At 63.5% G+C, this 26800-nt stretch carries 29 protein-coding genes; 13 read left to right on the forward strand and 16 right to left on the reverse strand.

Going from position 1 to position 26800, the window contains the following annotated elements:
- The first annotated feature begins 273 nt into the window (after positions 1–273).
- Positions 274–945, forward strand: a complete 672-nt coding sequence (locus I7X09_RS02965) for a TetR/AcrR family transcriptional regulator (protein WP_095969111.1) — start codon at positions 274–276, stop codon at positions 943–945.
- 72 nt (positions 946–1017) lie between these two features.
- On the opposite strand, the gene I7X09_RS02970 is transcribed toward I7X09_RS02965, so the two are convergent.
- Positions 1018–1248: a DUF3107 domain-containing protein gene (locus I7X09_RS02970; RefSeq protein ID WP_003942312.1), complete on the reverse strand. Its 231-nt coding sequence runs from the start codon at positions 1246–1248 to the stop codon at positions 1018–1020.
- Positions 1249–1356: 108 nt separating this feature from the next.
- Positions 1357–2052, reverse strand: a complete 696-nt coding sequence (locus tag I7X09_RS02975) for a ferritin-like fold-containing protein (RefSeq protein WP_166809817.1) — start codon at positions 2050–2052, stop codon at positions 1357–1359.
- A gap of 377 nt (positions 2053–2429) precedes the next feature.
- On the opposite strand from I7X09_RS02975, the gene I7X09_RS02980 reads away from it, so the two are divergent.
- Together I7X09_RS02980 and I7X09_RS02985 are read left to right on the forward strand one after the other, a co-directional pair.
- Entirely contained in the window at positions 2430–4034 is a 1605-nt protein-coding gene (locus I7X09_RS02980; RefSeq protein WP_200317643.1) for a DEAD/DEAH box helicase, read from the forward strand.
- A gap of 9 nt (positions 4035–4043) precedes the next feature.
- Entirely contained in the window at positions 4044–5246 is a 1203-nt protein-coding gene (locus tag I7X09_RS02985; RefSeq protein WP_200315505.1) for an Rv3212 family protein, read from the forward strand.
- A 13-nt stretch (positions 5247–5259) separates the two neighbouring features.
- On the opposite strand, the gene I7X09_RS02990 is transcribed toward I7X09_RS02985, so the two are convergent.
- Positions 5260–6057, reverse strand: a complete 798-nt coding sequence (locus I7X09_RS02990; protein WP_200315507.1) for a ParA family protein — start codon at positions 6055–6057, stop codon at positions 5260–5262.
- 71 nt (positions 6058–6128) lie between these two features.
- Here I7X09_RS02990 and I7X09_RS02995 point away from each other — a divergent pair, with 71 nt between their 5' ends.
- Complete coding sequence (locus I7X09_RS02995; RefSeq protein WP_095969282.1) at positions 6129–6752, forward strand: acid phosphatase; 624 nt, start codon at positions 6129–6131, stop codon at positions 6750–6752.
- A gap of 17 nt (positions 6753–6769) precedes the next feature.
- Positions 6770–7249, forward strand: a complete 480-nt coding sequence (locus I7X09_RS03000; RefSeq protein ID WP_003940724.1) for a GNAT family N-acetyltransferase — start codon at positions 6770–6772, stop codon at positions 7247–7249.
- A 4-nt stretch (positions 7250–7253) separates the two neighbouring features.
- Here I7X09_RS03000 and I7X09_RS03005 read toward each other — a convergent pair whose 3' ends face one another.
- Positions 7254–7736 carry a hypothetical protein gene (locus I7X09_RS03005; RefSeq protein WP_124566395.1) on the reverse strand — a complete coding sequence of 161 codons (483 nt, stop codon included), beginning with the start codon at positions 7734–7736 and terminating at the stop codon, positions 7254–7256.
- Between the two features lie 41 nt (positions 7737–7777).
- Here I7X09_RS03005 and I7X09_RS03010 point away from each other — a divergent pair, with 41 nt between their 5' ends.
- Together I7X09_RS03010 and I7X09_RS03015 are read left to right on the forward strand one after the other, a co-directional pair.
- Positions 7778–8734: a diacylglycerol/lipid kinase family protein gene (locus I7X09_RS03010; protein ID WP_095969107.1), complete on the forward strand. Its 957-nt coding sequence runs from the start codon at positions 7778–7780 to the stop codon at positions 8732–8734.
- Positions 8735–8989: 255 nt separating this feature from the next.
- The gene (locus I7X09_RS03015; RefSeq protein ID WP_003940950.1) at positions 8990–9244 is read left to right on the forward strand and encodes a WhiB family transcriptional regulator; all 255 of its coding nucleotides are present in this window, start codon (positions 8990–8992) and stop codon (positions 9242–9244) included.
- A gap of 119 nt (positions 9245–9363) precedes the next feature.
- Here the strand turns inward: I7X09_RS03015 and I7X09_RS03020 are convergent, their stop codons facing one another.
- Together I7X09_RS03020 and I7X09_RS03025 are read right to left on the reverse strand one after the other, a co-directional pair.
- Positions 9364–10866, reverse strand: coding sequence for a sensor histidine kinase (locus tag I7X09_RS03020; RefSeq protein ID WP_095969106.1), 1503 nt, complete (start codon positions 10864–10866; stop codon positions 9364–9366).
- An 8-nt stretch (positions 10867–10874) separates the two neighbouring features.
- On the reverse strand, positions 10875–11090 hold the full coding sequence (locus I7X09_RS03025) for a biotin/lipoyl-binding carrier protein (protein WP_007731208.1): 216 nt from the start codon (positions 11088–11090) through the stop codon (positions 10875–10877).
- Positions 11091–11226: 136 nt separating this feature from the next.
- Between I7X09_RS03025 and I7X09_RS29715 the strand changes: the two genes are divergently transcribed.
- Positions 11227–11301, forward strand: a complete 75-nt coding sequence (locus I7X09_RS29715) for a 50S ribosomal protein bL37 (protein WP_022597109.1) — start codon at positions 11227–11229, stop codon at positions 11299–11301.
- 101 nt (positions 11302–11402) lie between these two features.
- Here I7X09_RS29715 and rsrA read toward each other — a convergent pair whose 3' ends face one another.
- Positions 11403–11684 (reverse strand): mycothiol system anti-sigma-R factor, encoded by a 282-nt coding sequence (gene rsrA, locus I7X09_RS03030; RefSeq protein WP_003940722.1) that lies wholly within the window; start codon positions 11682–11684, stop codon positions 11403–11405.
- The gene (locus I7X09_RS03035; protein WP_095969105.1) at positions 11681–12379 is read right to left on the reverse strand and encodes a sigma-70 family RNA polymerase sigma factor; all 699 of its coding nucleotides are present in this window, start codon (positions 12377–12379) and stop codon (positions 11681–11683) included. Before I7X09_RS03035 ends, rsrA begins: the two co-directional genes overlap by 4 nt.
- A 206-nt stretch (positions 12380–12585) precedes the next feature.
- Here I7X09_RS03035 and ybaK point away from each other — a divergent pair, with 206 nt between their 5' ends.
- Together ybaK and I7X09_RS03045 are read left to right on the forward strand one after the other, a co-directional pair.
- A complete protein-coding gene (gene ybaK, locus I7X09_RS03040; RefSeq protein ID WP_200315516.1) occupies positions 12586–13080 on the forward strand; it encodes a Cys-tRNA(Pro) deacylase in 495 nt (164 codons plus the stop codon).
- A 24-nt stretch (positions 13081–13104) separates the two neighbouring features.
- Positions 13105–13818: an SIMPL domain-containing protein gene (locus tag I7X09_RS03045; protein ID WP_200315518.1), complete on the forward strand. Its 714-nt coding sequence runs from the start codon at positions 13105–13107 to the stop codon at positions 13816–13818.
- A 3-nt stretch (positions 13819–13821) separates the two neighbouring features.
- Here I7X09_RS03045 and I7X09_RS03050 read toward each other — a convergent pair whose 3' ends face one another.
- Positions 13822–14574 carry an SOS response-associated peptidase gene (locus tag I7X09_RS03050; RefSeq protein ID WP_200315520.1) on the reverse strand — a complete coding sequence of 251 codons (753 nt, stop codon included), beginning with the start codon at positions 14572–14574 and terminating at the stop codon, positions 13822–13824.
- A 49-nt stretch (positions 14575–14623) separates the two neighbouring features.
- On the opposite strand from I7X09_RS03050, the gene aroA reads away from it, so the two are divergent.
- Positions 14624–15937, forward strand: coding sequence for a 3-phosphoshikimate 1-carboxyvinyltransferase (aroA, locus tag I7X09_RS03055; RefSeq protein WP_200315522.1), 1314 nt, complete (start codon positions 14624–14626; stop codon positions 15935–15937).
- A complete protein-coding gene (rsgA, locus tag I7X09_RS03060) occupies positions 15886–16923 on the forward strand; it encodes a ribosome small subunit-dependent GTPase A (RefSeq protein ID WP_124566400.1) in 1038 nt (345 codons plus the stop codon). Before aroA ends, rsgA begins: the two co-directional genes overlap by 52 nt.
- Positions 16924–17024: 101 nt before the next feature.
- Here rsgA and I7X09_RS03065 read toward each other — a convergent pair whose 3' ends face one another.
- The 6 genes from I7X09_RS03065 to I7X09_RS03090 form a co-directional block, all read right to left on the reverse strand.
- Positions 17025–18266: a fatty acid desaturase family protein gene (locus I7X09_RS03065; RefSeq protein WP_003940700.1), complete on the reverse strand. Its 1242-nt coding sequence runs from the start codon at positions 18264–18266 to the stop codon at positions 17025–17027.
- Between the two features lie 138 nt (positions 18267–18404).
- Positions 18405–19667, reverse strand: a complete 1263-nt coding sequence (locus tag I7X09_RS03070) for a fatty acid desaturase family protein (protein ID WP_020907111.1) — start codon at positions 19665–19667, stop codon at positions 18405–18407.
- 24 nt (positions 19668–19691) lie between these two features.
- Positions 19692–20810: a ferredoxin reductase gene (locus tag I7X09_RS03075; protein ID WP_003940928.1), complete on the reverse strand. Its 1119-nt coding sequence runs from the start codon at positions 20808–20810 to the stop codon at positions 19692–19694.
- Between the two features lie 92 nt (positions 20811–20902).
- Entirely contained in the window at positions 20903–21403 is a 501-nt protein-coding gene (locus I7X09_RS03080) for a DUF6912 family protein (RefSeq protein WP_020969223.1), read from the reverse strand.
- 23 nt (positions 21404–21426) lie between these two features.
- A complete protein-coding gene (locus I7X09_RS03085; protein ID WP_095969099.1) occupies positions 21427–22836 on the reverse strand; it encodes a WS/DGAT/MGAT family O-acyltransferase in 1410 nt (469 codons plus the stop codon).
- Positions 22830–23255, reverse strand: a complete 426-nt coding sequence (locus I7X09_RS03090) for an HAD-IA family hydrolase (protein ID WP_200315524.1) — start codon at positions 23253–23255, stop codon at positions 22830–22832. Before I7X09_RS03090 ends, I7X09_RS03085 begins: the two co-directional genes overlap by 7 nt.
- A 129-nt stretch (positions 23256–23384) precedes the next feature.
- On the opposite strand from I7X09_RS03090, the gene I7X09_RS03095 reads away from it, so the two are divergent.
- Positions 23385–23903: an Rv3235 family protein gene (locus I7X09_RS03095; RefSeq protein ID WP_234036782.1), complete on the forward strand. Its 519-nt coding sequence runs from the start codon at positions 23385–23387 to the stop codon at positions 23901–23903.
- Positions 23904–23939: 36 nt separating this feature from the next.
- Here I7X09_RS03095 and secA read toward each other — a convergent pair whose 3' ends face one another.
- Positions 23940–26783 carry a preprotein translocase subunit SecA gene (secA, locus tag I7X09_RS03100; protein WP_200315531.1) on the reverse strand — a complete coding sequence of 948 codons (2844 nt, stop codon included), beginning with the start codon at positions 26781–26783 and terminating at the stop codon, positions 23940–23942.
- Positions 26784–26800 lie beyond the last annotated feature (17 nt).

The following is a 26800-nucleotide window of genomic DNA, read 5'->3' on the forward strand; positions in this document are numbered from 1 at the left end:
CCTGGGTCAGTCACGTCGTCCAGAATCTCACACACGGCAAGTCACTCGCCCGGGCTGACCGAAACCCGCTGGTCCTGGCGTGTCATGGCAACCCGTCCTGTAACAAGAAAGACTGCTGGTCTCGCTCACCGAGGCGCGCGCGACTCGCCCGGCCGACACACGGTATCGTTCATTCGGCTACGACCGGTGTGACGGAGGATACTGGCGGGTACGCACACGCGACTCGCGGATCCGCGCGCCGACCGAATTACTTTTGCTCAGATTGGAAGCGACATGACAGAACTCGCGGATCGGACAGACTCCGATCGCGGTACATCGGCTGGCAAGCCTGCCGGAACACGTCGCAGCACCCGACTCCCCCGCGATGCGCGCCGCCTCCAGCTCCTCGCAGCTGCAAGCGAGGTATTCGTCGCGAACGGGTACCACTCGGCCGGCATGGACGAGATCGCCGAATGTGCGGGTGTCAGCAAGCCAGTCCTGTACCAACATTTCCCAGGCAAACTCGAACTGTATGTCGCAGTCCTGCAGAGTTACGTCGACAGCCTCATCTCGGGTGTACGCCAGGCCCTGCGATCGACGACGGACAACAAACAGCGTGTCCGCGCCGCAGTGCAGGCGTTCTTCGACTTCGTCGACAACGACTCCCAGGGTTTCCGCCTGGTGTTCGAGTCCGACATCATGGGCGAACCTCAGGTCCAGACACGCGTCGAACAAGCCACCGAAGCCTGCGTCGACGCCGTGTTCGACCTGGTCAGCCAGGATTCCGGACTCGATCCGTATCGCGCGCGCATCCTCGCGGTCGGTCTTGTCGGTGCCAGCCAGTTCACCGCTCGATACTGGCTCGAAGCTGCGCGGCCGATCCCGAAGGAAGAGGCCGTGGAAATCACGGTGACCCTGGCGTGGGGCGGTCTCTCCCATGTGCCACTGCAAGCCGAAACCAAGTAATCGGCCACACTCACACGCGAAAGGGCGGGCAGTCTCACGACTGCCCGCCCTTTCTGCTGTTACAGCTACGCGTCAGACGGTAGGCGCGAATCCGACCTTGCGGATATCGGACGGACCGATCTCCACGTACGCGACACGGGAAGCCTGCACCAGGAACTTGCGGCCCTTGTCGTCGACCAGTGCCAGAACCGGCTCACGGCCACCGAGGACGGCCGCGACCAGTGTCTCGACCTCGTCAGGGGTCTGTTCGCTGTTGACGATGAGCTCACGCGGGCTGTCGATTACACCGATCTTGACCTCCACGGTCAACCTCCGAACTGTTCGTGAATTACATCCGTTGTCGACGCAAGGCTAATGCAGCAGAGACCGCCCACGCTCCTCCGCACGCTGTGCCCAGAGCGAACACGTCACCTAGACGAGTCCGAGAACCGCCATCCGCTCGGCGTGCTTTGCCTGCATACCGTCGAACAACGCGACAACTCCGTTGAGGTCGCCGGAGGCCGAGATCACCAGATCCGTGAGGTCCTCACGCTGCGCCAGCACGAACTGTGCCTGGGTGATCGCCTCACCGAGGAGTCGGCGTCCCCACAGCATCAACCGGTCCTTGGCGCGGGTGCTGGCCTCTACCGCGGCCTTCACCTCGAGCACCACGAACTCCGAATGGCCCGTCTGCGAGAGCACGTCCTCCACGATCTCGGCGACGTCCGCCGGGAGGGAGTGACCGATCTCGCGATAGAAATCGGCAGCGATTCCGTCTCCGACATATGCCTTCACGAGCGATTCCAGCCACGTCGACGGCGTCGTCGACGCGTGATAGTTGTCGAGCGCGCGCACGAACGGATCCATGACGGCAAAGATCTCGTGGCCACGTTCCGTCAGGGCCGTTTCCAGAGTCTCGAAGTGGTCCATCTCGGCGGCGGCCATGCTGGCAAACGCCACCTTGCCGCGCAGGTCCGGAGCCATTTGTGCGTCTTCCGCCAAACGGTAGAACGCCGAAATCTCGCCATACGCGAGAACGGCAAACAAATCGATCACGCCCGGGTGATCGGAAGCGACTCGGCCTCCGGTTCCAGCGTCCGTCGAAGCATCAAGATCGTGTGCGCCCATGACTACGAACTGTAGTGCTTCGACGGCCGACGCGACTGCCAAGGACCGCATGTCCGATTCGGTGATCTTCGACATGTCATCGCGAGGGACGGACAACGTGCAGCTACAATGGTCTTGGGAGTTCGCCAGTTCCCCCGGGCCATTTGGTTAGCCGGGACGGCTGTCTTCACACGAACCCCACCGATAATGTGCGCGCACCTGCATCGACGGTTGTTGCCCGCTTCGCCGAGATCGCCGGACGGTTCGAATTCGTCCGAGTGGAATTCAGTGCTGAGGCGTAGGCATGACCGAAGAAAAAGAGGGCATCGACATCGGCCGACTTACGGCCTGGCCCCTTACCTTGTGCGTGCGTACCGCCACGAGGAAAGGCTAGTCCCCTGAGCAAGATCACTGTCGACCACGAAGACGAAGCAACCGAGAACACCGTTTCCGTCCAGCTCGACGACACCCATGTACCCCCGACCTTCGCCGAACTCGGTGTCCGCGACGAAATCGTCCGCGCACTGAACGAGATCGGCATCGAGCGCACCTTCGCCATCCAGGAACTCACCCTCCCGTTGGCTCTCGCCGGTGACGACCTCATCGGTCAGGCACGAACCGGTATGGGCAAGACCTTCGGTTTCGGCGTCCCGCTCCTGCATCGCATCGTCACCGCCGAGAACGGCACGGCGGTCCTCGACGGCACTCCCCGCGCGCTGATCATCGTTCCCACCCGCGAACTGTGCATCCAGGTCGCCCGCGACCTCGAGAACGCCAGCAAGTACCTCCGCGTCGGCGACCGTGGTCTGCAGGTTCTGCCCATCTACGGCGGCCGGCCGTACGAGGCGCAGATCTCGGCACTCCAGAAGGGCGTCGACGTTGTCGTCGGCACCCCGGGTCGCCTGCTCGACCTCGCCAACCAGTCGCACCTGATCCTGGGCAAGGTCGGCGTTCTCGTCCTCGACGAGGCCGACGAAATGCTCGACCTCGGCTTCCTCCCCGACATCGAACGCCTCATGGGCATGGTCCCCGACAAGCGTCAGACAATGCTCTTCTCGGCCACGATGCCCGGCCCGATCATCACTCTGGCTCGCACCTTCCTGACGCAGCCGACGCACATCCGCGCCGAGGAAGCCGAATCCTCCGCAGTGCACGACCGCACGAGCCAGCACATCTACCGTGCGCACGCTCTCGACAAAGCCGAGATGGTTGCCCGCGTACTGCAGGCCGAAGGCCGCGGCGCGACGATGATCTTCACCCGTACCAAGCGCACCGCCCAGAAAGTCGCCGACGATCTCGCCGAGCGTGGTTTCTCCGTCGGCGCGGTCCACGGCGACCTCGGACAGATCGCCCGTGAAAAGGCACTGAAGGGCTTCCGCAACGGCAAGGTCGACGTTCTCGTCGCCACCGACGTCGCTGCACGCGGTATCGACATCGACGACGTCACCCACGTCATCAACTACCAGTGCCCCGAAGACGAGAAGACCTACGTCCACCGCATCGGTCGTACCGGCCGCGCCGGACGCACCGGCATCGCCGTCACGCTGGTCGACTGGGACGACATCCCTCGTTGGCAGCTCATCGACAAGGCACTGAGCCTCGGAATCCCCGATCCGGTCGAGACGTACTCGAGCTCGCCGCACCTCTACGAGGAGCTGTCGATCCCGGCCGATGCCAAGGGCACTGTACGCAAGGCCAAGGCCGCGCCTGAGAAGGCTGCAACCGACAAAGCCGCAACGGACAAGGCAGACGCGCCGAAGACGACCGACTCCGACGGCAACGAAGAGAAGGCCGCTCCCCGCCGCAACCGGACCCGTCGCCGCACCCGCGCCGGCGCTTCGGCCGACGTCGCGACGTCCACCACCGCTACCGCGACCACCGCTCCCCCCTCGGCACCCGCCGCAACCGGTGCCGAGAACACGGACGACGACGGAGCAGCCAAGCCGCGTCGCCGTCGGCGTCGTCGCCCCGCGGCTACCGCGACGGCAGGCGCCGCAGAGTAAGCTGCCGATGTGCTGGCTCCCGAAAGGCGTACTCGCTCAGATCTGATCGGTGCGCTGGCTCTCGCGCTGGCCGTAGTCGTAGCGGTGACCGTGGTGTGGTTGCGCAGTGATGCGCACGGAACCACCTCGGTCACCGCTGACACGTCTCTCCCGCCTCTCTCGACGTCGGTGTTGTTGCCCGACATCCTGAATCAGACGTGGGAATCCGCCAGTGCCGATTCGTCGGCGCCGATCACCGTCGGCAATGCCGTCGTCACCGCCGACGGCTCCGAAGTGATCGGCCGCGATCCGGCAACGGGTGAAGAAGTGTGGCGCTATGCGCGCAACATCCCCCTGTGCGGTGCGATCGGTTCATGGGATCGCGTCGTCAGCGTCTATCAGGACGATCGCGGTTGCTCCCAGGTCACGTCACTGGTCGCGGACACCGGCGCCCGAAAAGACCAGCGCAACAGCGACGCCGATTCCGCGGTCAGTTTGTCGGCGGACGGCACCTACCTGATCTCACGCGGCAGTGAGCGAATGGAACTGTGGCGCTCGGACCTTGTCCGAACCCTCGAGTACGGCCGGGTCGACGCGAAGGTCAATCCCAACAAGCAACCTCGCACCGGATGCACGCTGCTCGACGCCGCGTCGAGCGCCAACCGTGTCTCGGTACTCGAACGCTGCCCCGGTGAAGCCTCCAACAGGTTGACGGTGATGAATCCCGCTCCCAAGGACGCCCAGGAACCCGAGGAGTACGGATCCTCGATTCTCCTCGACTCCGAGGGCGCCCGCCTGCTGGCCGTGGCCGGCGAGAAAACGGCGGTCTACCTCCCCGCCGCCAACGGAACTGTTTCTCGCATCAGCATTTTCGACGGATCCGGCAGCCCGATCGTCGACTATCCGATCGAGGGAGCGGTGACCGAAGATGCTCGCACCCACGCCGACAAGGCTTCGATCACGTGGTGGACCGGGTCGCAGACGGTCAACCTCCGACTGAGCGATCTGGCTCCGACGTGGATCGTCAACGGAACGTCCGGGCCCGGAAGCATGGTCGCCGGTCAGATGCTCATCCCCGTTCCGGGCGGCATTGCAGCCGTCAGCCCGTCGGACGGAGCGGTGCAGCGCATGATCGCCGTCGACCGCGGTGAGACGGCGACACCGATCGTGCTCGCCAGTGCGGGCGAGACGATTCTGGAACAGCGCGGCGATACCTTGTTCGCGCTGCGCTAGAAGCTCGCCTTCCTCAGAGCGCCAGTTCCGGCGCGAAAGTCACGACTTCGTTTCCAGCCCAATGCTTTACGAGATTGTCGGCGAGTTCGCGATAAGCATCCGCGCCCTTGTTCTTTCGTCCGGCGAGGACCGTCGCGCCCGACGCGGACGCCTCGGCGAACTTGACCGTGCGTGGGATCGGCGGCGCCAGAACGGCGAGGGAGTAACGGTCGCTGACGTCGGCGAGCACGTCGCGACTGTGCGTGGTTCGAGCGTCGTACAGAGTCGGAAGTGCGCCGAGCAGAACAAGATCCGGGTTGGTGATGGCTTGGACTTCACGAACCGTACGCAGCAGCTGTCCGACGCCGCGGTGCGCGAGGGTCTCGCATTGCAGTGGAACCAGAACCGACTGCGCCGCAGTCAATCCGTTGAGTGTGAGCACACCCAACGACGGTGGGCAGTCGATGATGACGACGTCGTAAGAACCCAGGAGCGGAGACAGCGCCCGCTTGAGCGCGAACTCTCGGCCGGGTCGCATCAGAAGCAACGCTTCAGCGCCCGCGAGATCGATCGTGGCCGGCAGCAGGTCCATGCCGTCGTCCGTCTTCAGCACGGCGTCGACCGCGTCGAGATCACCCGCCAGGACCTCGTTGACCGAACGCTCGAGGCGATCCGGGTTGTGGCCGAGCGAGAACGTCAGGCAGCCCTGCGGGTCGAGATCCACCACCAGGACTCGTTGTCCGAGCGCGGTCAAAGCCGCACCGAGAGAGGCGACGGTAGTGGTTTTAGCCACGCCGCCCTTTTGATTCGCCACTGCGAGAACCGTCGTCACACGTAGATCCTTGCGCACTTCGCGCCAGGAGGCGAGCTACACACGCGAGGCAGCCTGCAATGATGGTCGACATGACCTCCCAGTCCACCCCCTCGTCGATCCCTCTCGGTGCTCGCGTCGTACTGATGCGCCACGGTGAAACCGAGTGGGCACGGACCGGAAAACACACCGGACGGACCGAGGTTCCACTGACTCCGCTCGGCGAAATGCAGGCCACCGCGACCGGAAACCGACTGCGGACACTCGACCTCCGCAATCCCATGATTCTGACGAGTCCGCGTTTGCGCGCACAGCTGACGGGTGATCTTGCCGGCCTGCCGGAGGAGCGAACCTGGGATGCACTGTCCGAATGGGACTACGGGGACTACGAGGGCCTCACGACGCCCGAGATCCGGGCAACGGTGCCCGATTGGACCGTCTGGACACACCCGTGTCCCGGCGGTGAGCAGGCCGACCAGATCCATGCCCGCACCGACATGGTGCTGTCGATGGTGCGTTCGCAGCTACCCGAGCGGGACGTGATCCTGATCGGGCACGGCCACTTCTCACGCGCACTCATCGCTCGCTGGCTCGAGCTCCCCGTGACGGAAGGAAAGCGCTTCGCGTTGTCGCCCGGCGCATACACGGTTCTCGGTTACGAGCACGGGGCTACTCACCTCCTCCACCACAACGTGCCACCGCTCGTGGAGGCGTGAGGCTTAAGATCCTCTGCATGATCCGACGCGCCACGCCCGCAGACGTCCAGCCGATCACCGACATGATCTACGAGTTGGCGGACTACCAGAAGGCCCTCGACGAGTGCACCGTGAAGGCGGAACAGATCGGCGAGGCTTTGTTCGGACCGGCCGCGACGGCCTTCGCGCACGTCGCTGTGAATTCCGCCGACGACGTCGTCGGCATGGCGCTGTGGTTTCGCAATTTCTCCACGTGGGACGGCGCGCACGGCATCTACCTCGAGGACCTGTACGTCAAGCCCAGCCAGCGCGGATCAGGGCACGGGAAGGCTCTTCTGGCCGCGCTCGCCAAGGAGTGCACCGACAACGACTACACCAGGCTGTCCTGGTCGGTGCTCAACTGGAACACCCCCTCGATCAAGTTCTACGAGTCACTCGGTGCCGACGCGAAGACGGAGTGGACCACGTATCGCCTGACCGGCACCCACCTCGGGGCGCTCGCGGCCGAGGCCGAGTAGGAGTTCAGTCTTTCTTGCGCCCGGTGTCGCCGGTTCCTTCGGCGTCCGGACGTTCCTCGTCCGATGACGCCTCGTCGGCATAGGCTCCGTACTCCGCTGCCATCCACCGAGACGTCGGCGCCGAGAACAGGCAGCCGAGGGCACCGAGAACGACGACACCCAGAACGATGCCGAGCGGAACCTGATGTGAATCGGTCAGCAGCGACCAGGCAACCGGCAGGAGCAGCAGCTGGGCGACGACGGCGATGGCCCGGCCCCACCGGCGACCGGTCAACAGCGCTATACCGGCAGCCAACACCGCGCCGCCGAGGATCGCGACCCAGGCGGCAAATCCGTATCCGTTGGTGACGCTCTGATCGTGGCCGGTTGCACCGCGAATCACTGCGACGATCGCGAACCCGGCGGCAACGAGCCCTTGCAGCGTCACGAGGGCACCTGCCCATGTGACTGTCTTGGGCAGGGCGTTCGGACTGGCGGTATTCGGCACGAGGCCAGCCTAGAACACGACACCGGATAGGCTCATGCCCCGTGCGCGCACTGCTGATCGTCAACCCCAATGCCACCTCCACCACCGCTGCCGGTCGTGACCTGTTGGCACACGCCCTCGAGAGTCGGGTGCGACTTACTGTGGCGCACACCACACATCGGGGACACGCTGCCGAACTGGCGCGCGAAGCCCACGAAGACGGGTTCGGCTCGGTGATCGTCCACGGCGGCGACGGCACGGTCAACGAAGTGGTCAACGGACTGCTCGGGTCACCGCATCCCACGTCCATGAAATCGGTTCCGGTCGGTCCGATCCCGACGATCGCAGTCGTCCCCGGAGGCTCGGCAAACGTTTTCGCGCGCTCACTCGGTATCGCCGCCGACCCGATCGACGCCACGAACCAACTCGTCGACCTTCTCTCCGAGCGCACGCGACGCCGAATCGGACTCGCACACTGCGACAACCGTTGGTTCACGTTCAACGCCGGAATGGGCCTCGACGCCGATGTCTGCGAGGCCGTCGACGCCAGCCGCAAAAACGGTGACGCCGCCACACCCGCCCGGTACGTCCGAACCGCAATCGCGGCGTTCTTCCGTGCCAAGCGAGCCGAACCAGCACTGACCGTCCACCTTCCCGATCAGGATCCCGTCTCCGGAGTCCACTACGCGTTCGTGTCGAACTCGAGCCCGTGGACATATCTGGAAGAGCGCCCCGTACACACCAATCCGGGAACGACTTTCGACAGCGGACTCGGCATCTTCGCCATGACGAGCACCAAAGTCCTTCCGTCCTTGCGGGTTGTGCGACAGCTCCTCGCACGCGGCGCCGAGCCGAAATCGAAGGTTCTTCTCCGCACCGACGACGTCCCGTCAATCACCATCGAATCGTCGCGACCGATCGGACTGCAGATGGACGGCGACTACATCGGACTTCGCGAAAAGGTCGAATTCACCTCGGTCCCGGATGCACTGGAAGTGTTCGCGCCGATTGCGACGTGAGTCAGGCAACACGTTTGACCTGCAAATACTCTGGTGCCGAATAGCCGAAATCGGGTAAAATGCCGGTGACGCCCAGGTGGCCGTCAGGTGTGTCACAAATTAGTGAGTTGGCCCACGAACCCGTTCAAACCTATTGACATACCGCGAGTTCGTGAAAGCATTCACAAGTAACAGTGCGGAAACATTGATGACGCACACACAAACTCATTGGTACCAAATGGTGTGAATACACACCCAATTAAGGAGCGAAAAAAGATGGACTGGCGCCACAACGCAATCTGTCGCGACGAGGATCCCGAACTGTTCTTCCCGGTGGGAAACAGCGGACCGGCCCTCGCTCAGATCGCTGATGCCAAGGTTGTCTGCAACCGCTGCCCCGTCACCGCCGAGTGCCTGTCCTGGGCTCTCGAGTCCGGTCAGGATGCAGGCGTCTGGGGCGGAATGAGCGAAGACGAGCGTCGCGCACTCAAGCGTCGCAACGCACGTACCCGTGCACGCACTTCCGTCTAGGTAGAACCGAGACGTTCGACTCGCGACGGAGAACAGCCCCTCCGCACAGTCGAAGACGACAGCCCGGCACCACATGGTGCCGGGCTTTTTGTCTGCTCGAATCAGTAACGATGCTCGAATCAGTAACGCGCAGTACGCCTACCGAGCGGCACACGCAGAACCGCGTCGGTGCCACCACCGCTCCCCGGGTGCAGTCCGAGTGAGCCGCCGAGTTCGGCGCCCAGCAAAGTCCGAACGATCTGCAGTCCGAGGCGATCGGATTTCTCGAGGTCGAAATTTTCCGGGAGCCCGCGCCCGTTGTCGTGGATGATCACGTCCAACCAGCGTGCAGAACGCTCGGCGCTCAGTGTGACCGTGCCGGTAATACCTGGATCGAAAGCGTGCTCGATGGCGTTCTGCACCAACTCCGTCAGCACCATGACCAACGGGGTGGCACGCTCGGCGGAGAACACTCCGAAACTTCCCTCACGCCGAATCGTCACCGGCACACCTACTCCCGCGACATCGGAGAGCATGGGAACCAACCGGTCGATCACCTCGTCGAGATCCACCTCTTCGTCCACCGACATCGACAAGGTGTCGTGAACGAGGGCGATGGACGTCACGCGCCTCACCGATTCTGTCAACGCTTGTCGCGCTTCGTCGTTGCCGGTTCGTCTGGCCTGTAGACGCAGAAGCGCCGCGACGGTTTGCAGGTTGTTCTTCACTCGGTGGTGAATCTCGCGGATGGTCGCGTCCTTGCTCAGGAGCGCGCGATCACGACGCTTGACCTCGGTGACGTCGCGGACGACGACCGCAGCACCGACGTGCCGACCGCCCGGCTTGAGGACCAGGGCTCGCAGCAGAACGGTCGCCCCGCGCGCCTCGATCTCCATACGGCGACCGGGCTTGTCCGCCAACGTATCCCGGATGTATCCCGCAGCTTCCGAAGACTCGAACGGGTCGGTGACCAACGAACGGGTCAACGCCGCGAGATCTTGGCCCACCAGATCCGAACTCAAGCCCATCCGGTGATAGGCCGAGAGTGCGTTCGGGCTGGCGTAGACGACGGTGCCTTCGGTGTCGAGACGGATGAACCCGTCGCCCGCACGTGGGCTCGAGTTCGTGTCGGAGCGCGATTCTCGGATCGGGAAGGTTCCGTCGCTGATCATCTGACACAGGTCTTCGGCGCAATCGAGATACGCCAGCTCGAGCGGACTCTGCGCTCGCTGGTGCGACAGGTTGGTGTCGCGGCTCAGAACCGCGATGACGCGCCCGTCCAGACGCACGGGAACGGCTTCCTTACGTGGCGGCATTCCTTCACGCCACGTCTCGTCTTCGCCGCGAACGACGCGGCCCTCCACGAGAGCGCGGAGAACCTGCGGGTGCTCGGACTCGGAAACGACCGTCCCGACCGCGTCCTCCGGAAAAGCCGTCGATGCCGTTGTCGGCCGGCAGTGCGCGACGCAGATGACCGACCCCTCCGAACGGTTCTTCTCCGATTCGGTGCCCACCCACAGAAGAACATCGGCAAAGGAGAGGTCGGCGAGCAGTTGCCACTCGCCCACTACGCGCTGGAGGTGGTCGACCGCCGCACCCGGGAGATCGGTGTGTTCGGCGAGGAGGTCACTGAGAGTGGACATCGTCCGACTTAGGAGATCACGGCGATCAGATCGCCTTGCTGAATGACATCGCCGACCTTGACGCCCACCGTCGTCACCGTTCCCGGAACCTCGGCCAGGACCGGAATCTCCATCTTCATGGATTCGAGGATGACCAGGGTGTCGCCGTCCGCAACGACGTCTCCCTCGCTCACGACCACCTGGTAGACCGTCGAAACCATCTCGGCGCGGACGTCTTCTGCCATCGTGAACCTCACTTCTGTCGGAACTGCACCCTGACCACGAAAATACGTCGACGGATCACTCGATCGACCTGCCAATGGAACCACACCGGCATCGGCGTGAAACAATGACGCGAAAGAAACAGAAGGGAGACCAATCATGGGTAAGCGTGGTCGTAAGAAGCGCAGCCGTAAGGGCAACGCCGCTAACCATGGCAAGCGTCCAAACGCCTGACATGTAGCGCAACAAAACGTCCGAGGGGCGGGGAAGCATTGCTTCCCCGCCCCTCGGCGTTAGTGCCTTACGCTACTACCGCTCAGATCGTCGCTGACGGGCTAGCTGTCGGTTTCGGTAGTCGTTATGACGATGGTCCGACGCAACTCGACGGTGAGCCGCTGACGCAGACTTTCCGGCGCGTGGTCTCCGCCGCACTTACGGTTGATCAGGCTCTTGACCTTCTCTTCGATCCCGTAGGCCTCGAGGCACGATCCGCAATCGTCGATATGACGTTGCAGGCGAGCACGACTGGAATCGTCACATTCACCGTCGAGCATCAACCAGACGTCGGCGATGACTGCCGAGCAGTCGAGCCTTTCGAATTCGTCCTGCTCACTCATCGTGTGACACCTTCCGTCTCGGTGGCTGCGACTGTGGCTGTGTCGACTGCGCCGTCCCGATTGAATCCCCGGTCCTTTGCGACATCGGCCAGAAGACCACGCAATTGCTTGCGACCACGGTGCAGTCGCGACATCACCGTTCCGATGGGTGTGCCCATGATCTCCGCGATCTCCTTGTACGGGAATCCTTCGACATCGGCGTAGTACACCGCCATCCGGAATTCCTCGGGAAGCGACTGCAGCGCCGCCTTGATGTCGTCGTCGGGCAACGCGTCGAGCGCCTCCACCTCGGCCGAACGCAGACCGGTGGACGTGTGCTCAGCGGTCGCGGCCAACTGCCAGTCGGTGATCTCGTCCGTCGGATACTGCGCGGGTTGGCGCTGCTTCTTACGGTACGAGTTGATGTAGGTGTTGGTGAGAATCCGGTACAGCCAGGCTTTCAGGTTGGTACCGGCACGGAACGAGCGGAACGCGGTGTACGCCTTGACGTACGTCTCCTGCACGAGATCCTCGGCATCAGCCGGATTCCGAGTCATACGCAGGGCAGCGCCGTACAACTGGTCGAGCAGCGGGAGCGCGTCACGCTCGAACCGGGCAATCAACTCATCCGCAGTTTCGGGCGTTTCGGACACTGCGCCGTCGGCAGGTTCGGTAACCCCTGACGGTTCGTCCTTGGGCCGGTCGTGTTCCAGCACTCTGATCCCTTCACTAGCCGTAGGGATCAAGGTTACCGCCAACTGAAGATCCGACCCACGGGCCGGTGGTGGCTCACACACAGCCAGCACGGTCGCTCCTTCGCTTCTCGGGACAAGTTTCATCAACTGGTACCAACACGGGAGTCTGCGACTCTGTTCCCGGCCTGGTCGGATGCACCTGCGGGCGATCCACATAGGGTGTCCTCATGGCCGGAACAGCGACCCCTGCGACCGTACTTCTCGACAAGTCGAAGACACCGCACCGCGTCCACAGCTACGACCACGATCCTCGCGCCGAATCGTTCGGCGACGAAGCCGTGGACGCGTTGGCCGAGCCGACAGGCGTCGAGGCTGCCCAGATCTTCAAGACCCTGGTAGTCAAACTCGACACCGGCAAGCTTGCCGTCGCGGTTCTGCCGGTCCCGGACAAGCTCTCGCTCAAGGCTGCAGCCGCTGCCCTCGGTGCGAGCAAAGCAGTCATGGCCGATCGCGTCGAAGCCGAGCGCTCGAGCGGCTACGTCTTCGGCGGTATCTCACCGCTCGGCCAGCGCAAGAAACTGCCGACCGTGATCGATGCGTCGGCGCTCGACTGGGACCGCATTCTCTGCAGCGCCGGTCGACGCGGGCTCGAGATCGAGCTGGCTCCGACGGACCTCGTGCAGTTGAGTGGCGCGGTCACGGCGCAAATCACGGCGGGCTGAGTATCCGGTCGCTACGGTCTCACCATGCGACCACACCTGAAAACTCTGGCACTGACCGCTGCAGCGGCAGCCCTCACCGTCTCGCTGACGGCCTGCGGGAGTTCGGACGATGCCGCCAAGGAAGTCACGGTAGTCGGATCAGGGCAGGTCCGCGGAGCGCCGGACATCCTCAATGCCGACATCGGCATCGAGGTTGTTGCCCCGGATGTATCGGGAGCGGTCTCCGAGTCGAATGACAAGGCCCGTCAGATGATCGACGCGATAGTCGCCGCCGGCGTGGCCCCCGAGGACGTGCAGACAAGCGATCTGTCCGTCCAGCCGCAGTACGACGCGAGTGGTGGACCGTTCATCGGCGGCAACGTGACCGGCTACCGGGCAACCAACTCGGTACGGATCGTCGTCCGCGATCTCGACAAGGCCTCTTCTGTCTTGGACGCCGGCATCGCGGCGGGCGGAAACGCGGCACGGCTCGGCAACGTCGCCTTCGCCATCGACGACGACTCTCAGCTTCTGGCCGACGCCCGCACCCGAGCTTTCGAGGACGCGAAGAACCGTGCCGAGCAATACGCGGATCTGTCCGGCACTTCGCTCGAGAACGTCGTGACCATCACCGAGGCGCACGACACGAGTGGCGGTCAGACCATGCGCGCTCCCGACGCCTCGATGTCCGACATGGTTCTCGCCCCGGGAACCCAGCAGGTCTCGTTCGAAGTGACCGTTACCTGGGCTCTCGGCTGACTGCTAGAGCAGGCTGATCTGCTCGCCGGCACGGTCGACGTCCGGCTCGATCAACTCGTGTCCGTTGTTCTTGACACTGTTGACCAGCGGCCGGACTCGATCGACGTCGATCCGCTCGAAGAGGTCCGGTACCGGTTCGAGCAGAGCCGAATCGACGGGGTTGTCGGGATCGAGCCACGCCTCCCAGCGGTCACGAGGCAGGGCGAGGGGCATGCGGTCGTGAACCTGCTCGAGGTGACCGAGAGAGTCGACTGTGACGATCGAGCAGCTCAGGACGGGGCTCGCGTTCTCGACCCTCGGGTCCCGCCAGGCAGACCACACACCCGCCATGAACAGCCGTGATCCGTCGTCGGGATGCATGTAGTAAGGAATTTTCGCAGCCTTCTTCCCGCCGGTGGCCTCGGTCTGCCACTCGTACCACCCGTCCATGGGGACCAGGCAACGCTTGAACTTGAAGGCGGTCCGAAACGCCGGCTTCTCCGCCAGCGAGTCGGCGCGGGCGTTGAACAGGACCGGGCCTTTGCCCAGTTCCTTGGTCCACGACGGCACCAATCCCCACCGCATCCGCCGAATCCTCTTGGTCGGATCGCTGTCGGGGTTCTCCCGATCGCGGCGTTCGACGACGGTCAACACCTCGGTCGTGGGGGCCACGTTGTAGTCGGCTTCGACGGGCGCCGAGTGGTCCGTCTCGTCGAGCGCATCGAGTTCCACCGCCAAAGTGGCCGGGTCCGCTGTGGTCGCATACCTTCCGCACATGACACCCAGGGTGGCACGGTTTCGACCATTCCCCCACCGATGAGAGAAGATGGACCATGTGAGTCTGAGTCTGTGGAGCGCCCCGAGGGCCCAAGCACCCGTCGATGCAGTGGTGACGCTGCCCGGATCCAAGTCCATCACCAATCGAGCTCTGATTCTTGGCGCACTTGCGGATGGTCCGTCCACGATCACCGGTGCACTCCGCAGCCGTGACGCCGACCTGATGATCGCAGCTCTGCGCGACCTCGGCATCGGTGTCGAGGAAGCCGGCGATCCGACCACGCTTCGCATCACCCCTGGGCCCCTGCGCGGCGGCGAGGTCGACTGCGGCCTGGCCGGCACCGTGATGCGCTTCCTGCCGCCGCTCGCCGCGACGGCCGACGGCATCGTTCGCTTCGACGGCGACGAGCAGGCACGCACACGACCACTCGGCACCATCTTGGAAGCCCTGCGCGGTCTCGGCGCACACATCGAGGGTGACGCACTCCCGTTCACCGTCACCGGAACCGGATCCCTACGCGGCGGGACGGTCACCATCGACGCATCCGGTTCGTCGCAGTTCGTCTCCGGTCTCCTGCTCTCGGCTGCTGCCTTCGACGAGGGTGTCACCGTCCACCACGACGGCAAGCCCGTCCCGTCCATGCCGCACATCGACATGACCGTCGAGATGCTCCGCGAAGCCGGAGTTTCCGTGACGACACCAGCCACGGGCGGTGACGCGGACACCTGGCGTGTGGCACCGGGGCCGGTGCGCGCCGTGGACTGGGCGATCGAACCCGATCTCTCCAACGCCACACCGTTCCTGGCCGCTGCCGCAGTGACCGGCGGAACCGTCAGCGTTCCGATGTGGCCGTCGTCGACCACGCAACCCGGCGACGCGATCCGCGGGATCCTCGCCTCGATGGGCGCCGACGTCGCTCTCGCCGACGGTGTGCTGACCGTTCGCGGCCCGGAGAAACTGCGCGGCATCGACATCGATCTCCACGACGTGGGAGAGCTGACCCCCACCGTCGCGGCCCTGGCTGCTCTCGCCGAGGGCATCTCGCATCTACGAGGTATTGCACACCTGCGCGGGCACGAGACCGACCGTCTGGCCGCCCTCGCCGACGAGATCAACAAGCTCGGCGGCTCCGTCACCGAAACCGATGACGGCCTGACGATCGTTCCCGCGGAACTCCATGGCGGACAATGGCTCTCGTATGCCGACCACCGCATGGCAACAGCCGGCGCGATCATCGGCCTGGTCGTCGACGGCGTCGAGGTCGACGATGTAGGAACCACCGCCAAGACACTGCCCGGCTTCGAGAACATGTGGGTCGACATGCTCGAGAGTTCGACTGCGACGCCGAAGGCAAGCTTCTGAGTCCGCGGCAGTACGACGAGTCCGACGTCCGGGTACGCCCCGGACGCGGATCCCGCCCCCGTACGAAGACTCGGCCCGAACATCTCTCGGCCGAATCGGGGATGGTGGTGTCGAAGGATCGTGGCCGTTGGGGTTGCGTCCTCGGCGGCGATCCCGACCGGCTTATCGTCACGATGCGCGCCCGCGAACTTGGCCGAACCCCCATCGTCGTCGGCGATCAGGTGGACATCGTCGGCGATCTGTCCGGCAAAACCGATACCCTCGCCCGCATTGTCCGGGTCTCCGAGCGTTCAACGGTTCTGCGACGGACGGCCGACGACACCGATCCCTTCGAACGCATCGTCGTCGCGAACGCGCAGCAGTTACTCATCGTCGTGGCACTCGCCGATCCCCCACCGCGCACCGGCTTCGTCGAGCGCGCACTGGTCGCCGCCTACGTGGGCGGCCTGACACCGATCGTCTGCCTGACCAAGAGCGACCTCGAACCACCCGAGGAATTCGCGAGCACTTTCGCCGACCTCGACATCCAAGTGGTCGTCGCCGGTCGCGACGATCCCCTGGACGAACTGACGCAGATCCTCGAGCACAAGTTGACCGCCCTGATCGGGCATTCCGGCGTCGGAAAGTCGACATTGGTCAATCGTCTTGTCCCCGATGCCAATCGAGCGGTCGGCATCGTGTCCGGCGTCGGCAAGGGCCGGCACACGTCGACGCAATCGGTGGCGCTCCCCCTCGCCGGCGGCGGCTGGGTCATCGACACTCCCGGCATCCGTTCGTTCGGCCTGGCACATATCTCACCCGAGAATGTGGTGGCGGCATTCTCGGACCTTGCCGCGGCGATCGAGGATTGCCCGCGCGGATGCACGCACCTGGGGCCGCCGGCGGATCCCGAATGCAAGCTCGACCTGCTGGAGGGCAAATCAGCTCGACGCGTGGTCGCGGTGCGACAACTGCTCGAAGCGATCAAGTCCAACGATCAGTACTGAGCGACACCCCTGCACGACGTCCCAGCGCGAGAACAGCAAAGCGGCCCGACACCATCGAATGGTGTCGGGCCGCTTCTGTTCTGGTCAGCGCAGGCGGGAAATCAGCGAAGGCCCAGGAGGCTGCGCAGCTTTCCGCTCTTACGCTTGCGTGCGATGGCGCTCTTGAGGCCGCTGCGACGCCCGGTCACGGGATCGACGGTCGACGTCAGTTCGCCGTCGAACATCCGCTCCGACGCCGTCTCGGGCGCATTGTCGACGGTGTCCTTGAGGTACTTGTTGGGCAGCGACAGCTTGGCGATGGTGCGCCAGGACTTGGCGTACTGCACGGCAAGCGGGCCCGTCGTGTACGGCAAGTCGTACTTGTCCGCGAGCTGACGCACCGTGACCGCGATGTCCTTGTAGCGGTTGCTGGGCAGATCGGGGAACAGGTGATGCTCGATCTGGTAGCTCAGGTTGCCAGTCATGAAGTCCATGAGCGCGCTGCCCTCGATGTTGGCGCTGCCGAGCATCTGACGCAGGTACCACTGAGCCTGTGTTTCCTTGTCGATGTCTTCCTTGGTGAACTTCTCGGCACCGTCCGGGAAGTGACCGCAGAAGATGACCGCGTTGGTCCACACGTTCCGCAGGGTGTTGGCGGTGAAGTTGGCCGACAACGTGCTCTTCCACGCCGGGCCGGTGATGGCCGGGTAGATGACGTAGTCGCGCAGAACCTGCTTGCCGATCTTCTCGCCGACCTCGCGAAGCTTGCGCTGCGTCTCTTCCTTGTCGGCGCGGCCCTTGGCCACCTTGCCCAGCTCGAGGTGCTGAGCGGCGATGCCGTACTCGAAGAACAGAGCGAGCAGCGTGTTGTAGACCAGGTTGCCGGCATTGAAGGGCTTCCAGCGCTGATCGCGGGTGACGCGAAGGAGTCCGTATCCGACGTCGTCGTCCATTCCGAGGACGTTGGTGTACTTGTGATGCAGGTAGTTGTGGGTCTGCTTCCAGTGTGCAGACGGGCCGGTGACGTCCCACTCCCACGAGGTGGAGTGGATCTCCGGGTCGTTCATCCAGTCCCACTGCCCGTGCATCACGTTGTGCCCGAGTTCCATGTTCTCGATGATCTTCGAGAGCGTCAGCAGACCAACTCCGGCAAGCCACGCCGGACGACGACGGCTGGCGAAAAGCACTGCGCGGCCCCCGATTTCGAGCGAACGCTGCAGGCGAATGACGTTGCGCACGTAGCGCGCGTCCTTCTCGCCGCGCGACTCCTCGATGTCGCGACGGATCGCGTCGAGTTCGCGGCCGAGCGCCTCGATGTCGGCGTCCGTGAGATGTGCGTATTCCTTGACATCTGCAATCGCCATGGAAAGCCTCCTAGCAGTGAGTTAGGCGCAAAGTAGTAAGTGCAGAACGATCATGAATTCGAGTCGTTCAGATCAACTGCACCTACTGTAGCGTAACTTACGGCACCGTAGGTTAGGTTTTTCCCGATGTAACCTATATCACTTCCGGCGCTTCGGCATGCGGGAACGGGCCTGTGACTTGAGTGCGGTCAACAAACCGAGACGCTTACCGGTGACCGGATCGGTACGAAGGTCCTCGACCATCGCCATGGCTGCGTCCCGGAATCCCGAGTCGCGGAACCGTAGTTCCGAAGAGGTTTCCGGAGCATTGTCGGAGGTTGCGGTCAGCCACTTGTCCGGCAAAGCCAACTTGTGGATCGTGCGCAGAGCCAGAAGATACTGCTTGAAGAGCGAACCGGTGGTGTACGGGAGATCGAACTTCTCGCACAATGCACGCATCTTCACAGCGATTTCGGGATAGCGGTTACTCGGCAGATCAGGGAACACGTGATGCTCGATCTGGTAACTCAGATTGCCGCTCATGAGTCCCATGAGCTTGCCCGAATTGAAGTTCGCACTACCGAGCATCTGGCGCAGGTACCACTCGTGACGAGTCTCCTGCTCGAATTCGGCAACCGTGAACTTCTCGGCACCGTCCGGGAAGTGGCCACAGAAGATGACGACGTACGCCCACAGGTTGCGCACGAGATTCGCGGTGGCATTGGCCGTCATGGTCGACTTCCACGCCGGCCCCGTCAGGGCCGGGAACAAGATGAAGTCCTTGCCCACCTGACGAAAGATCTTGCGCGCGAAGTCTTTGTTCGCCTGCGAGTTCAGTTGTCCCTTTTCCGCGCCCTCCAACTCGGCTGCCGCCGTGAGGTCGTGCAGCGCGATGCCCCACTCGAACGTGGCCGCCAAGATCACGTTGGCGATCGGCTGGAACAGGTTGATCGGCTTCCACGGCTCGTCACGCGTCATACGCAGGATCCCGAAACCGAGATCCTCGTCCATACCGACGACGTTGGTGTACGTGTGGTGCTGGTAGTTGTGGGCGCGCTTCCAGTGCTCGGAAGGACCGGTCTGATCCCACTCCCACGAGACGGAGTGAATCTCGGGATCGTTCATCCAGTCCCATTGCCCGTGCATGACGTTATGCCCGAGTTCCATGTTCTCGATGATTTTCGACAGGCTCAGCAGGGTCGTACCGACCAGCCATGCCGGTCGGTACCGACTGCCGAACAGCGCGATACGCCCGCCGAGCTCCAACGCCCGCTGGACGCGAATGACGCGACGAATGTAGCGGGCGTCCCGGATTCCACGAGAGTCTTCGATGTCGAGTCGAATCTGATCGAGTTCACGTCCGAGAGCTTCGACATCGGCCTCGGTGAGGTGCGAAAACTCTTTGATATCGGTGATGGCCACCGTGGTCCTCCGTGTGCCTAGAAGCTATGCGTCCAGCGTACAGTCGCCGGCGGCAGCGGAGATGCACGTCTGAATGCGCTCACCCTCCGCGTGCTGTTTACCCGAACGTAGATCGATCGCGTGGCCGGCAACGAGAGGTACGACACACGTCTGGCAGATGCCCATACGGCAACCGAAGGGCATCAAGGCACCGGACTGCTCGCCGGCCTCCAGAAGGGTCGTCGCGCCGTCGACGGTGATCGTCTTACCCGATTTCTCGAACGTGACCGTGCCGCCGTCCGCCGAAGCGTCGATGCGCGACACCGCGAACCGCTCCATGTGGAGTCGATCCTCGATGCCTTCCGCCTTCCAGACGTCTTCGAGCTCGTCGAGCAACGGAAGTGGTCCACACGCCCAGGTGTGGCGCTCACGCCAGTCGGGGCAGACCGTGTCGAGTGAACTGAGTTTGAACTTTCCGTCACGGCGCGTGAGTTGAACGTGGCTCACGAAGTCCTCGTGCTCTGCGTGCAGTGCCGTGAGTTCGTCGGCGAACATCACGTCGGATTCCGTCGGAGCCGAGTGGATGTGCATGACGTCGGGCAATTGACCGCGCCGGTTCATCGTCCGCAGCATGCCCATGACCGGAGTGATGCCACTGCCCGCGGTGATGAACAGGATCTTCTCCGGCGGCGGATCAGGCAACGCGAAGTTGCCCGACGGCGTGGCCAGTCGAACGATGGTTCCCGACGGCACCGCGCCGCTGACGAGGTGGCTCGAGAGGAAGCCCTCGGGCATGGCCTTGACCGCGATGGAGATGCGCTTGTTCTCCCAGTTGGGAGGAGAAGTAAGTGAGTACGACCGCCAGTGCCACCGGCCGTCGATATGCAGGCCGATGCCGATGTACTGCCCCGGCTGGTAGTTGAAGTCGAATCCCCAACCCGGCTTGATGACGATGGTCGCCGAATCCGTGGTCTCGGGCCGGACTTCGACGATCTGACCCCGCAGCTCGCGGGCGGACCACAACGGATTTGCGAGGTGCAGATAGTCGTCGGGAAGCAATGGTGTGGTCAGCCGAGCCGCCGCACCGCGAAGCAGATTGAGCTTCGACCGCGCTGCCGGAACTACCGACGCCGCCGGTGCCTCGATCCAGTCCTTCAGACCCATCAGACCTCCACCTCTCACCTTCCGAACCCACTGCCTACGGTACCGTAGGTTATCAGGTTACGGTACCGTAGGTTACTTGACGGTAAGCACATTTACAGCAGGTCGAGCAAGAACGGCAACTCCTGCGCGGCGTACCACGCCAACTCGTGGTCCTCCGCGTCGCCGAGCGTGAACTCGGCATCGGCATCACCGAGATCCGCCGCGTCGACTATGCCAGCAGCGCGCTCGATGTCCGATTCTGCCTGTTCGAGGTCGACATGCACAGATGCAACCTGAGCCATCGTGACAGGACCTGCCAATCGGACTACCGAATCGTCGAGATCGGGCCGCAACTTCACATCGGCATCGTCGACGTCGGCGGCAACGACAGCACGCCGGAAGGTGACGTCGCCCTCGGTTCCGGCAATCAGCCGCAGCGACGCACGCGCAGCCTCACCCATGGCGACCTCGGCCAACTCGTCGTCGTCCCCCGCCGCGTACGACTCACGCAACGTCGGGGTGACCGCAAAAGCCGTCCGGCTCATCGGGTCGAACTCCTGATCTGCGACCAACTTCTGCAAAATCTCGACCGTCGCCGGTACGTACACCCTCATGAGACCACCTTCATGCTCGTTCGTCACCGACTCGCATCCGTCAATTCCTCGAGTGACTCGAAGATCAGCGAACGAACGACGTCGACGTCCGACATCGCGTCACGGTCGGCATTCAAACCGTAGTAGACATTTCCGTCGTACGACGTCAGGGCAATGCTGAGTGTCTGATTCTTGAGCAGTGGCGACACCGGATACATCTCCAGCATCCGAGCACCGCCGAGGTAGAGCGGGAACTGCGGCCCTGGCGCATTGGTGATCATCAAGTTGAACATTCGCTGCGACAGACTGCTGGCCGCCCGGGAGCTCATCGCATGCAGCGTCGCCGGCGCAAACCCGGACATTCGCACCATCGTCTGCGCGGTGACTCGCCGACCCTGACGCGCGAATGCCTCCGTCGCATGCGCCACGTGCGAGAGCCGAACCACAGCGTTGGGTTCACCGACAGGCAGGTCGATGAGGAACGAGGAAACATGTCCCGGCGCCTGCGGATCGTCGACGTCGGGACTCTCGGGGCCATCCGTGTAGACCGACATGGGCACCATCGCCCGCACGATGGTCGCCTCGGTCACCGGCTCGCCACGCGAGAGCAACCAGTTCCGCATCGCTCCAGCGATGACGGTCAGAATCACGTCGTTGATCTCGCACCCGTACCGCGCGCGAATGCGTCGATAGTCCTCCAGTGACGTCTTGGCCACCGCGAGGCGTCGATTGCGGGAGATGGTGGCGTTGAGCGGGCTCGACGGGGCAACCTGCGTCGCCGTTCGAACCACTTCTGCGAGCTTTCCCAGCGCGCTCACCGCCTCGGTGACGGACGTGGTCACGTCGTTGAACGCTGCACGCGCCCGCGCGATCCCCTCCCCCGGGCTCGTCACGAGATCCGCCAGCGCGCTGACCAACAAGCTGGTGTCGCTCGGCGGCCTGGCGGGCATCCACAATTCTTCGGGGCCGGGCGCTCGATTCTTCTCCGGATCGAAGATCACCTGACTGATCTCGGGAGCCGCCTCGCCGTCCACCAACGACGAATGGGACTTCGTGAAGATGGCAAATCTGTTTCTGCTCAGACCCTCGACCAGGTACATCTCCCACAACGGTCTCGTGCTGTCGAGAGGTCTCGACGTCAGCCGCGCGATCAGATCCATCAGCTGTTCGTCGGACCCCGGCTTGGGCAGAGCCGATCGACGGACGTGATACGTGATGTCGAAATCCGAGTCGTCCACCCACACCGGGCGGGCCAGCCCGAACGCCACCTCACGAACTCTCTGGCGGTACCGCGGAACCGATCCGAGCCGATCTTCGACCAGGCGAAGCAATTCCTCGTGATCGATCCCGTTTCGCAATTGCCGGAAAATCCCCAACGAGCCGACATGCATCGGCGTCGTCCCGGCTTCGAGGAAGTAGAAGGCCGCGTCCTGAGTGGTCAGTCTGTTCACCATGGCTTCGTGTCCCCTCCTTCGCCGAGATCGAACAGAATCGACAACTCCTCGATGGTCGATTCCGAGTCGACGTGATGGACCCCGACCATCCCGACGGCCACCGCCGCGCGAACGTTCACCTCGAGATCGTCCACGAAGACGAACTCCCCCGGATCGACGCCCAACCGACTCGCGGCCAACAGATAGATCTCGGCGTCGGGCTTCGCCATCTCGACGTCACCGGACAAGATCACGTCGTCGACCAAGACCCCGTCACCGAGATCCCGCAACCACTGAGCATTGGCACCGCCGGGATCGTTGCTGACGATTCCCGTCACGATTCCGCGGGCCCTCACCGCGCGCACGACCGCGCTCAAGCCGTCGAGATCCGATCCCGGACCGAACAGCACGCCACCGACATCCAACAGAAGTCCCCGCACGCCATCACCCTAAGTCGCGATGGTGATCACGGCGACATCTCGAGCGTTTCGTGTCATGCTTCTCACCATCGCTCGGGGGAGCGAAGTCGAGACGGTTGTCTCGGACGCACGATCATCCGGGGGGATGTCATGGAGCAGGACTGCGCAATCATTCTCGAGCAGGCGCCGCACTTCGAGCCGCACGCACACACCGTCGCGCTGGTGCGGCCACAGTGTCGGCCAGACCGAATGCAGTGTCGAACAGACCGGATGCTGCATCGCCCGCGAAGGTCGCCGCACAACGGAACGTCGCCCAGTGCCGGGTTCACTCACACTCCGGAACCGCGCTTGGCAGGTGCCGACATCTTCTGGAATCGATCGCTTCGCCTGGTTCTCGAAACCGTCGACCGACGACGAAATCCTCGACAGCTCAAGGGCGTGTTGACGCCGTCTGTCCTGGAAGTTGTTGCACGACTTTACACTTCGGAGTTCTCGGCCCGAAAGCTGGGCGGCGCGGCCGTTCACCGCACCCACGTTCAAGCAGTGTCGGAGAGTACCGCCGAAGTCTGTGCGACGTACACACGAGGCACGCAGACGTTTGCCGTCGCGGGTCGGATCGACCGCACAGACGGAACAGGCTGGACGGTCACCGCACTACACGTGGTGTGACCGTCCAGCCTGCCGAGTACTACCTGCGCTGGTTTCTCAGCGCTTGCGCTTGGACTTCGGAGCTCGATTGCTCTTCGACTGCGTCCGCGCTGCTTCACGACGTTCGCGACGTGAGGCGGCGCCGTCACCGGAGTCGGCGGCCGAGTCGCGAGTTGCCTTCGCCTTGCCGTCCTCGTCCGGGCCGGTGTACGTCAGTCGTGACGGACCTTCGTCGTCAAGTCCCTTGGCGCGCAACGCCGTCGGGGCAGCAGTTCCGGTAGTCCTGGCCGCAGCTTCCTGCGTCGGGAGCGGCTTGGGCGCCGTGGCCGACGCCGCGGCGGCCGAGCCTGCGGTGACGGAAATTCCGCTCGCGGGCTGAGCCGGCGCTGCCTCGACCTGGAGATTGAAGAGGAATCCGACGGACTCTTCCTTCAATCCGTCGAGCATGCCGATGAACATGTCGTAACCCTCGCGCTGGTACTCGACCAATGGATCGCGCTGGGCCATCGCACGCAGACCGATTCCCTCCTTGAGGTAATCCATCTCGTAGAGATGCTCACGCCACTTGCGGTCCAAGACCGAGAGGAAGACACGACGCTCGAGTTCGCGCATACCGTTTTCGCCGGCGATCGCATCGATCTCGGCCTCACGCTTCTTGTACGCCGCGTGGGCGTCTTCGAGCAAAGCGGTTCGCAGGTCGTCACGACTCAGGTCACTGTTGATGCCTGCGCCGTCCTCCCCCGCCAACGTCTTGTGATCGATACCGACCGGGTACAGCGTCTTGAGCGCAGTCCACAGCTGCTCGAGATCCCAGTCCTCGACGTATCCCTCAGCGGTGGCGCCGTCGACGTAGGCGGTGACCACGTCGGTGATCATCTGCTCGACCTGGCCTTCCATGTCCTCACCCTCGAGGATCTGGCGGCGCTCCTTGTAGATGACCGTTCGCTGCTGGTTCATGACCTCGTCGTACTTGAGGACATTCTTGCGAATCTCGAAGTTCTGCTGCTCCACCTGGGTCTGAGCACTCTTGATGGCCTTCGAGACCATCTTGGCTTCGATCGGGACGTCGTCGGGCAGGTTCAGGCGCGTCATGATCGACTCGAGTGCCGAACCGTTGAAGCGGCGCATGAGCTCGTCACCGAGCGAGAGGTAGAACCGCGATTCGCCGGGATCACCCTGACGTCCGGAACGACCACGCAACTGGTTGTCGATACGACGCGATTCGTGACGCTCGGTGCCCAGGACGTACAGGCCGCCGGCATCGCGGACCTTCTCGGCGTCGGCCTTGACCTCGGCCTTGACCTCGTCCAGAACTGCGTCCCACGCTGCCTCGTACTCGTCCGGCGTCGTAACCGGATCGAGGCCCTTCTTGCGCAGCGCGATGTCGGCGATGATGTCCGGGTTACCACCGAGCACGACGTCGGTACCGCGGCCGGCCATGTTGGTCGCGACAGTGACCGCACCGGAGCGACCGGCCTCGGCGATGATGGTCGCTTCCTTCTCGTGGAACTTCGCGTTCAGGACGTTGTGGGCGACACCGCGCTTGGTGAACTGCTTGGACAAGTACTCCGAGCGCTCGACGCTGGTGGTACCGATGAGGACGGGCTGGCCGTTCTCGTGGCGCTCGACGACGTCGTCGACCACCGCGTCGAACTTGGCTTCCTCGGTCTTGTAGATGAGGTCGCCGTTGTCGACTCGAACCATCGGACGGTTGGTCGGGATCGGAATCACGCCGAGGGTGTAGGTCTGATGAAGCTCGGCAGCTTCCGTCTCGGCGGTACCCGTCATGCCCGACAACTTGTCGTACAGACGGAAGTAGTTCTGCAAGGTGATGGTGGCGAGGGTCTGATTCTCCGCCTTGATCTCCACCTTCTCCTTGGCCTCGATCGCCTGGTGCATGCCCTCGTTGTAGCGGCGGCCGACCAGCACGCGGCCGGTGAACTCGTCGACGATGATGACCTCACCGTCGCGGACGATGTAGTCCTTGTCCTTGGTGTAGAGCTCTTTGGCCTTGATCGCGTTGTTCAGGTAGCTCACCAGCGGCGAATTCGCGGCTTCGTACAGGTTGTCGATACCGAGCTGGTCCTCGACCAGTTCGACGCCCGCCTCGTGCACACCGATGGTGCGCTTGCGGATGTCGACCTCGTAGTGAACGTCCTTCTTCAGCAGCGGGGCGATGCGCGCGAATTCGCTGTACCACTTGCTGGAGCCGTCAGCCGGGCCCGAGATGATGAGCGGGGTTCGGGCTTCGTCGATGAGGATCGAGTCGACCTCGTCCACGATGGCGAACGCATGGCCACGCTGGACCAGGTCGTCCAACGAATGCGTCATGTTGTCACGCAGGTAGTCGAAACCGAACTCGTTGTTGGTGCCGTAGGTGATGTCCGCTGCGTAGGCGACGCGACGCTCGGCCGGCGTCATGCCCGAGAGGATCACGCTGGTCTCGAGGCCGAGGGCGCGGTGAACGCGGCCCATCCACTCCGAGTCACGCTTGGCGAGGTAGTCGTTGACTGTGACCACGTGGACGCCGTCGCCGGCGATCGCGTTGAGGTATGCCGGAAGAACGCAGGTCAGGGTCTTGCCCTCACCGGTCTTCATCTCGGCGACGTTGCCGAAGTGCAGGGCCGCACCACCCATGATCTGCACGTGGAAGTGCTTCTGGTCGATCACGCGCCACGACGCCTCGCGGGCCACGGAGAATGCCTCGGGCAACAGCTCGTCGAGGGATTCCCCGGCGGCGTAGCGCTCACGGAACTCGGTGGTCTTGGCTTTGAGTTGCTCGTCTGTCAGGCCTTCGACATCGGGCGACAGAGATTCGACATGCTCGGCGATGTGCTTGAGCCGCTTGACCATGCGACCTTCACCAACACGGAGCAGCTTCGATAGCGACAGCGACGGCACAGTCTTCTTCGTCCTCA

Origin of the sequence: Rhodococcus sp. P-2 (assembly GCF_016598535.1) — a bacterium.
GTDB lineage: Bacteria > Actinomycetota > Actinomycetes > Mycobacteriales > Mycobacteriaceae > Rhodococcus_F > Rhodococcus_F baikonurensis.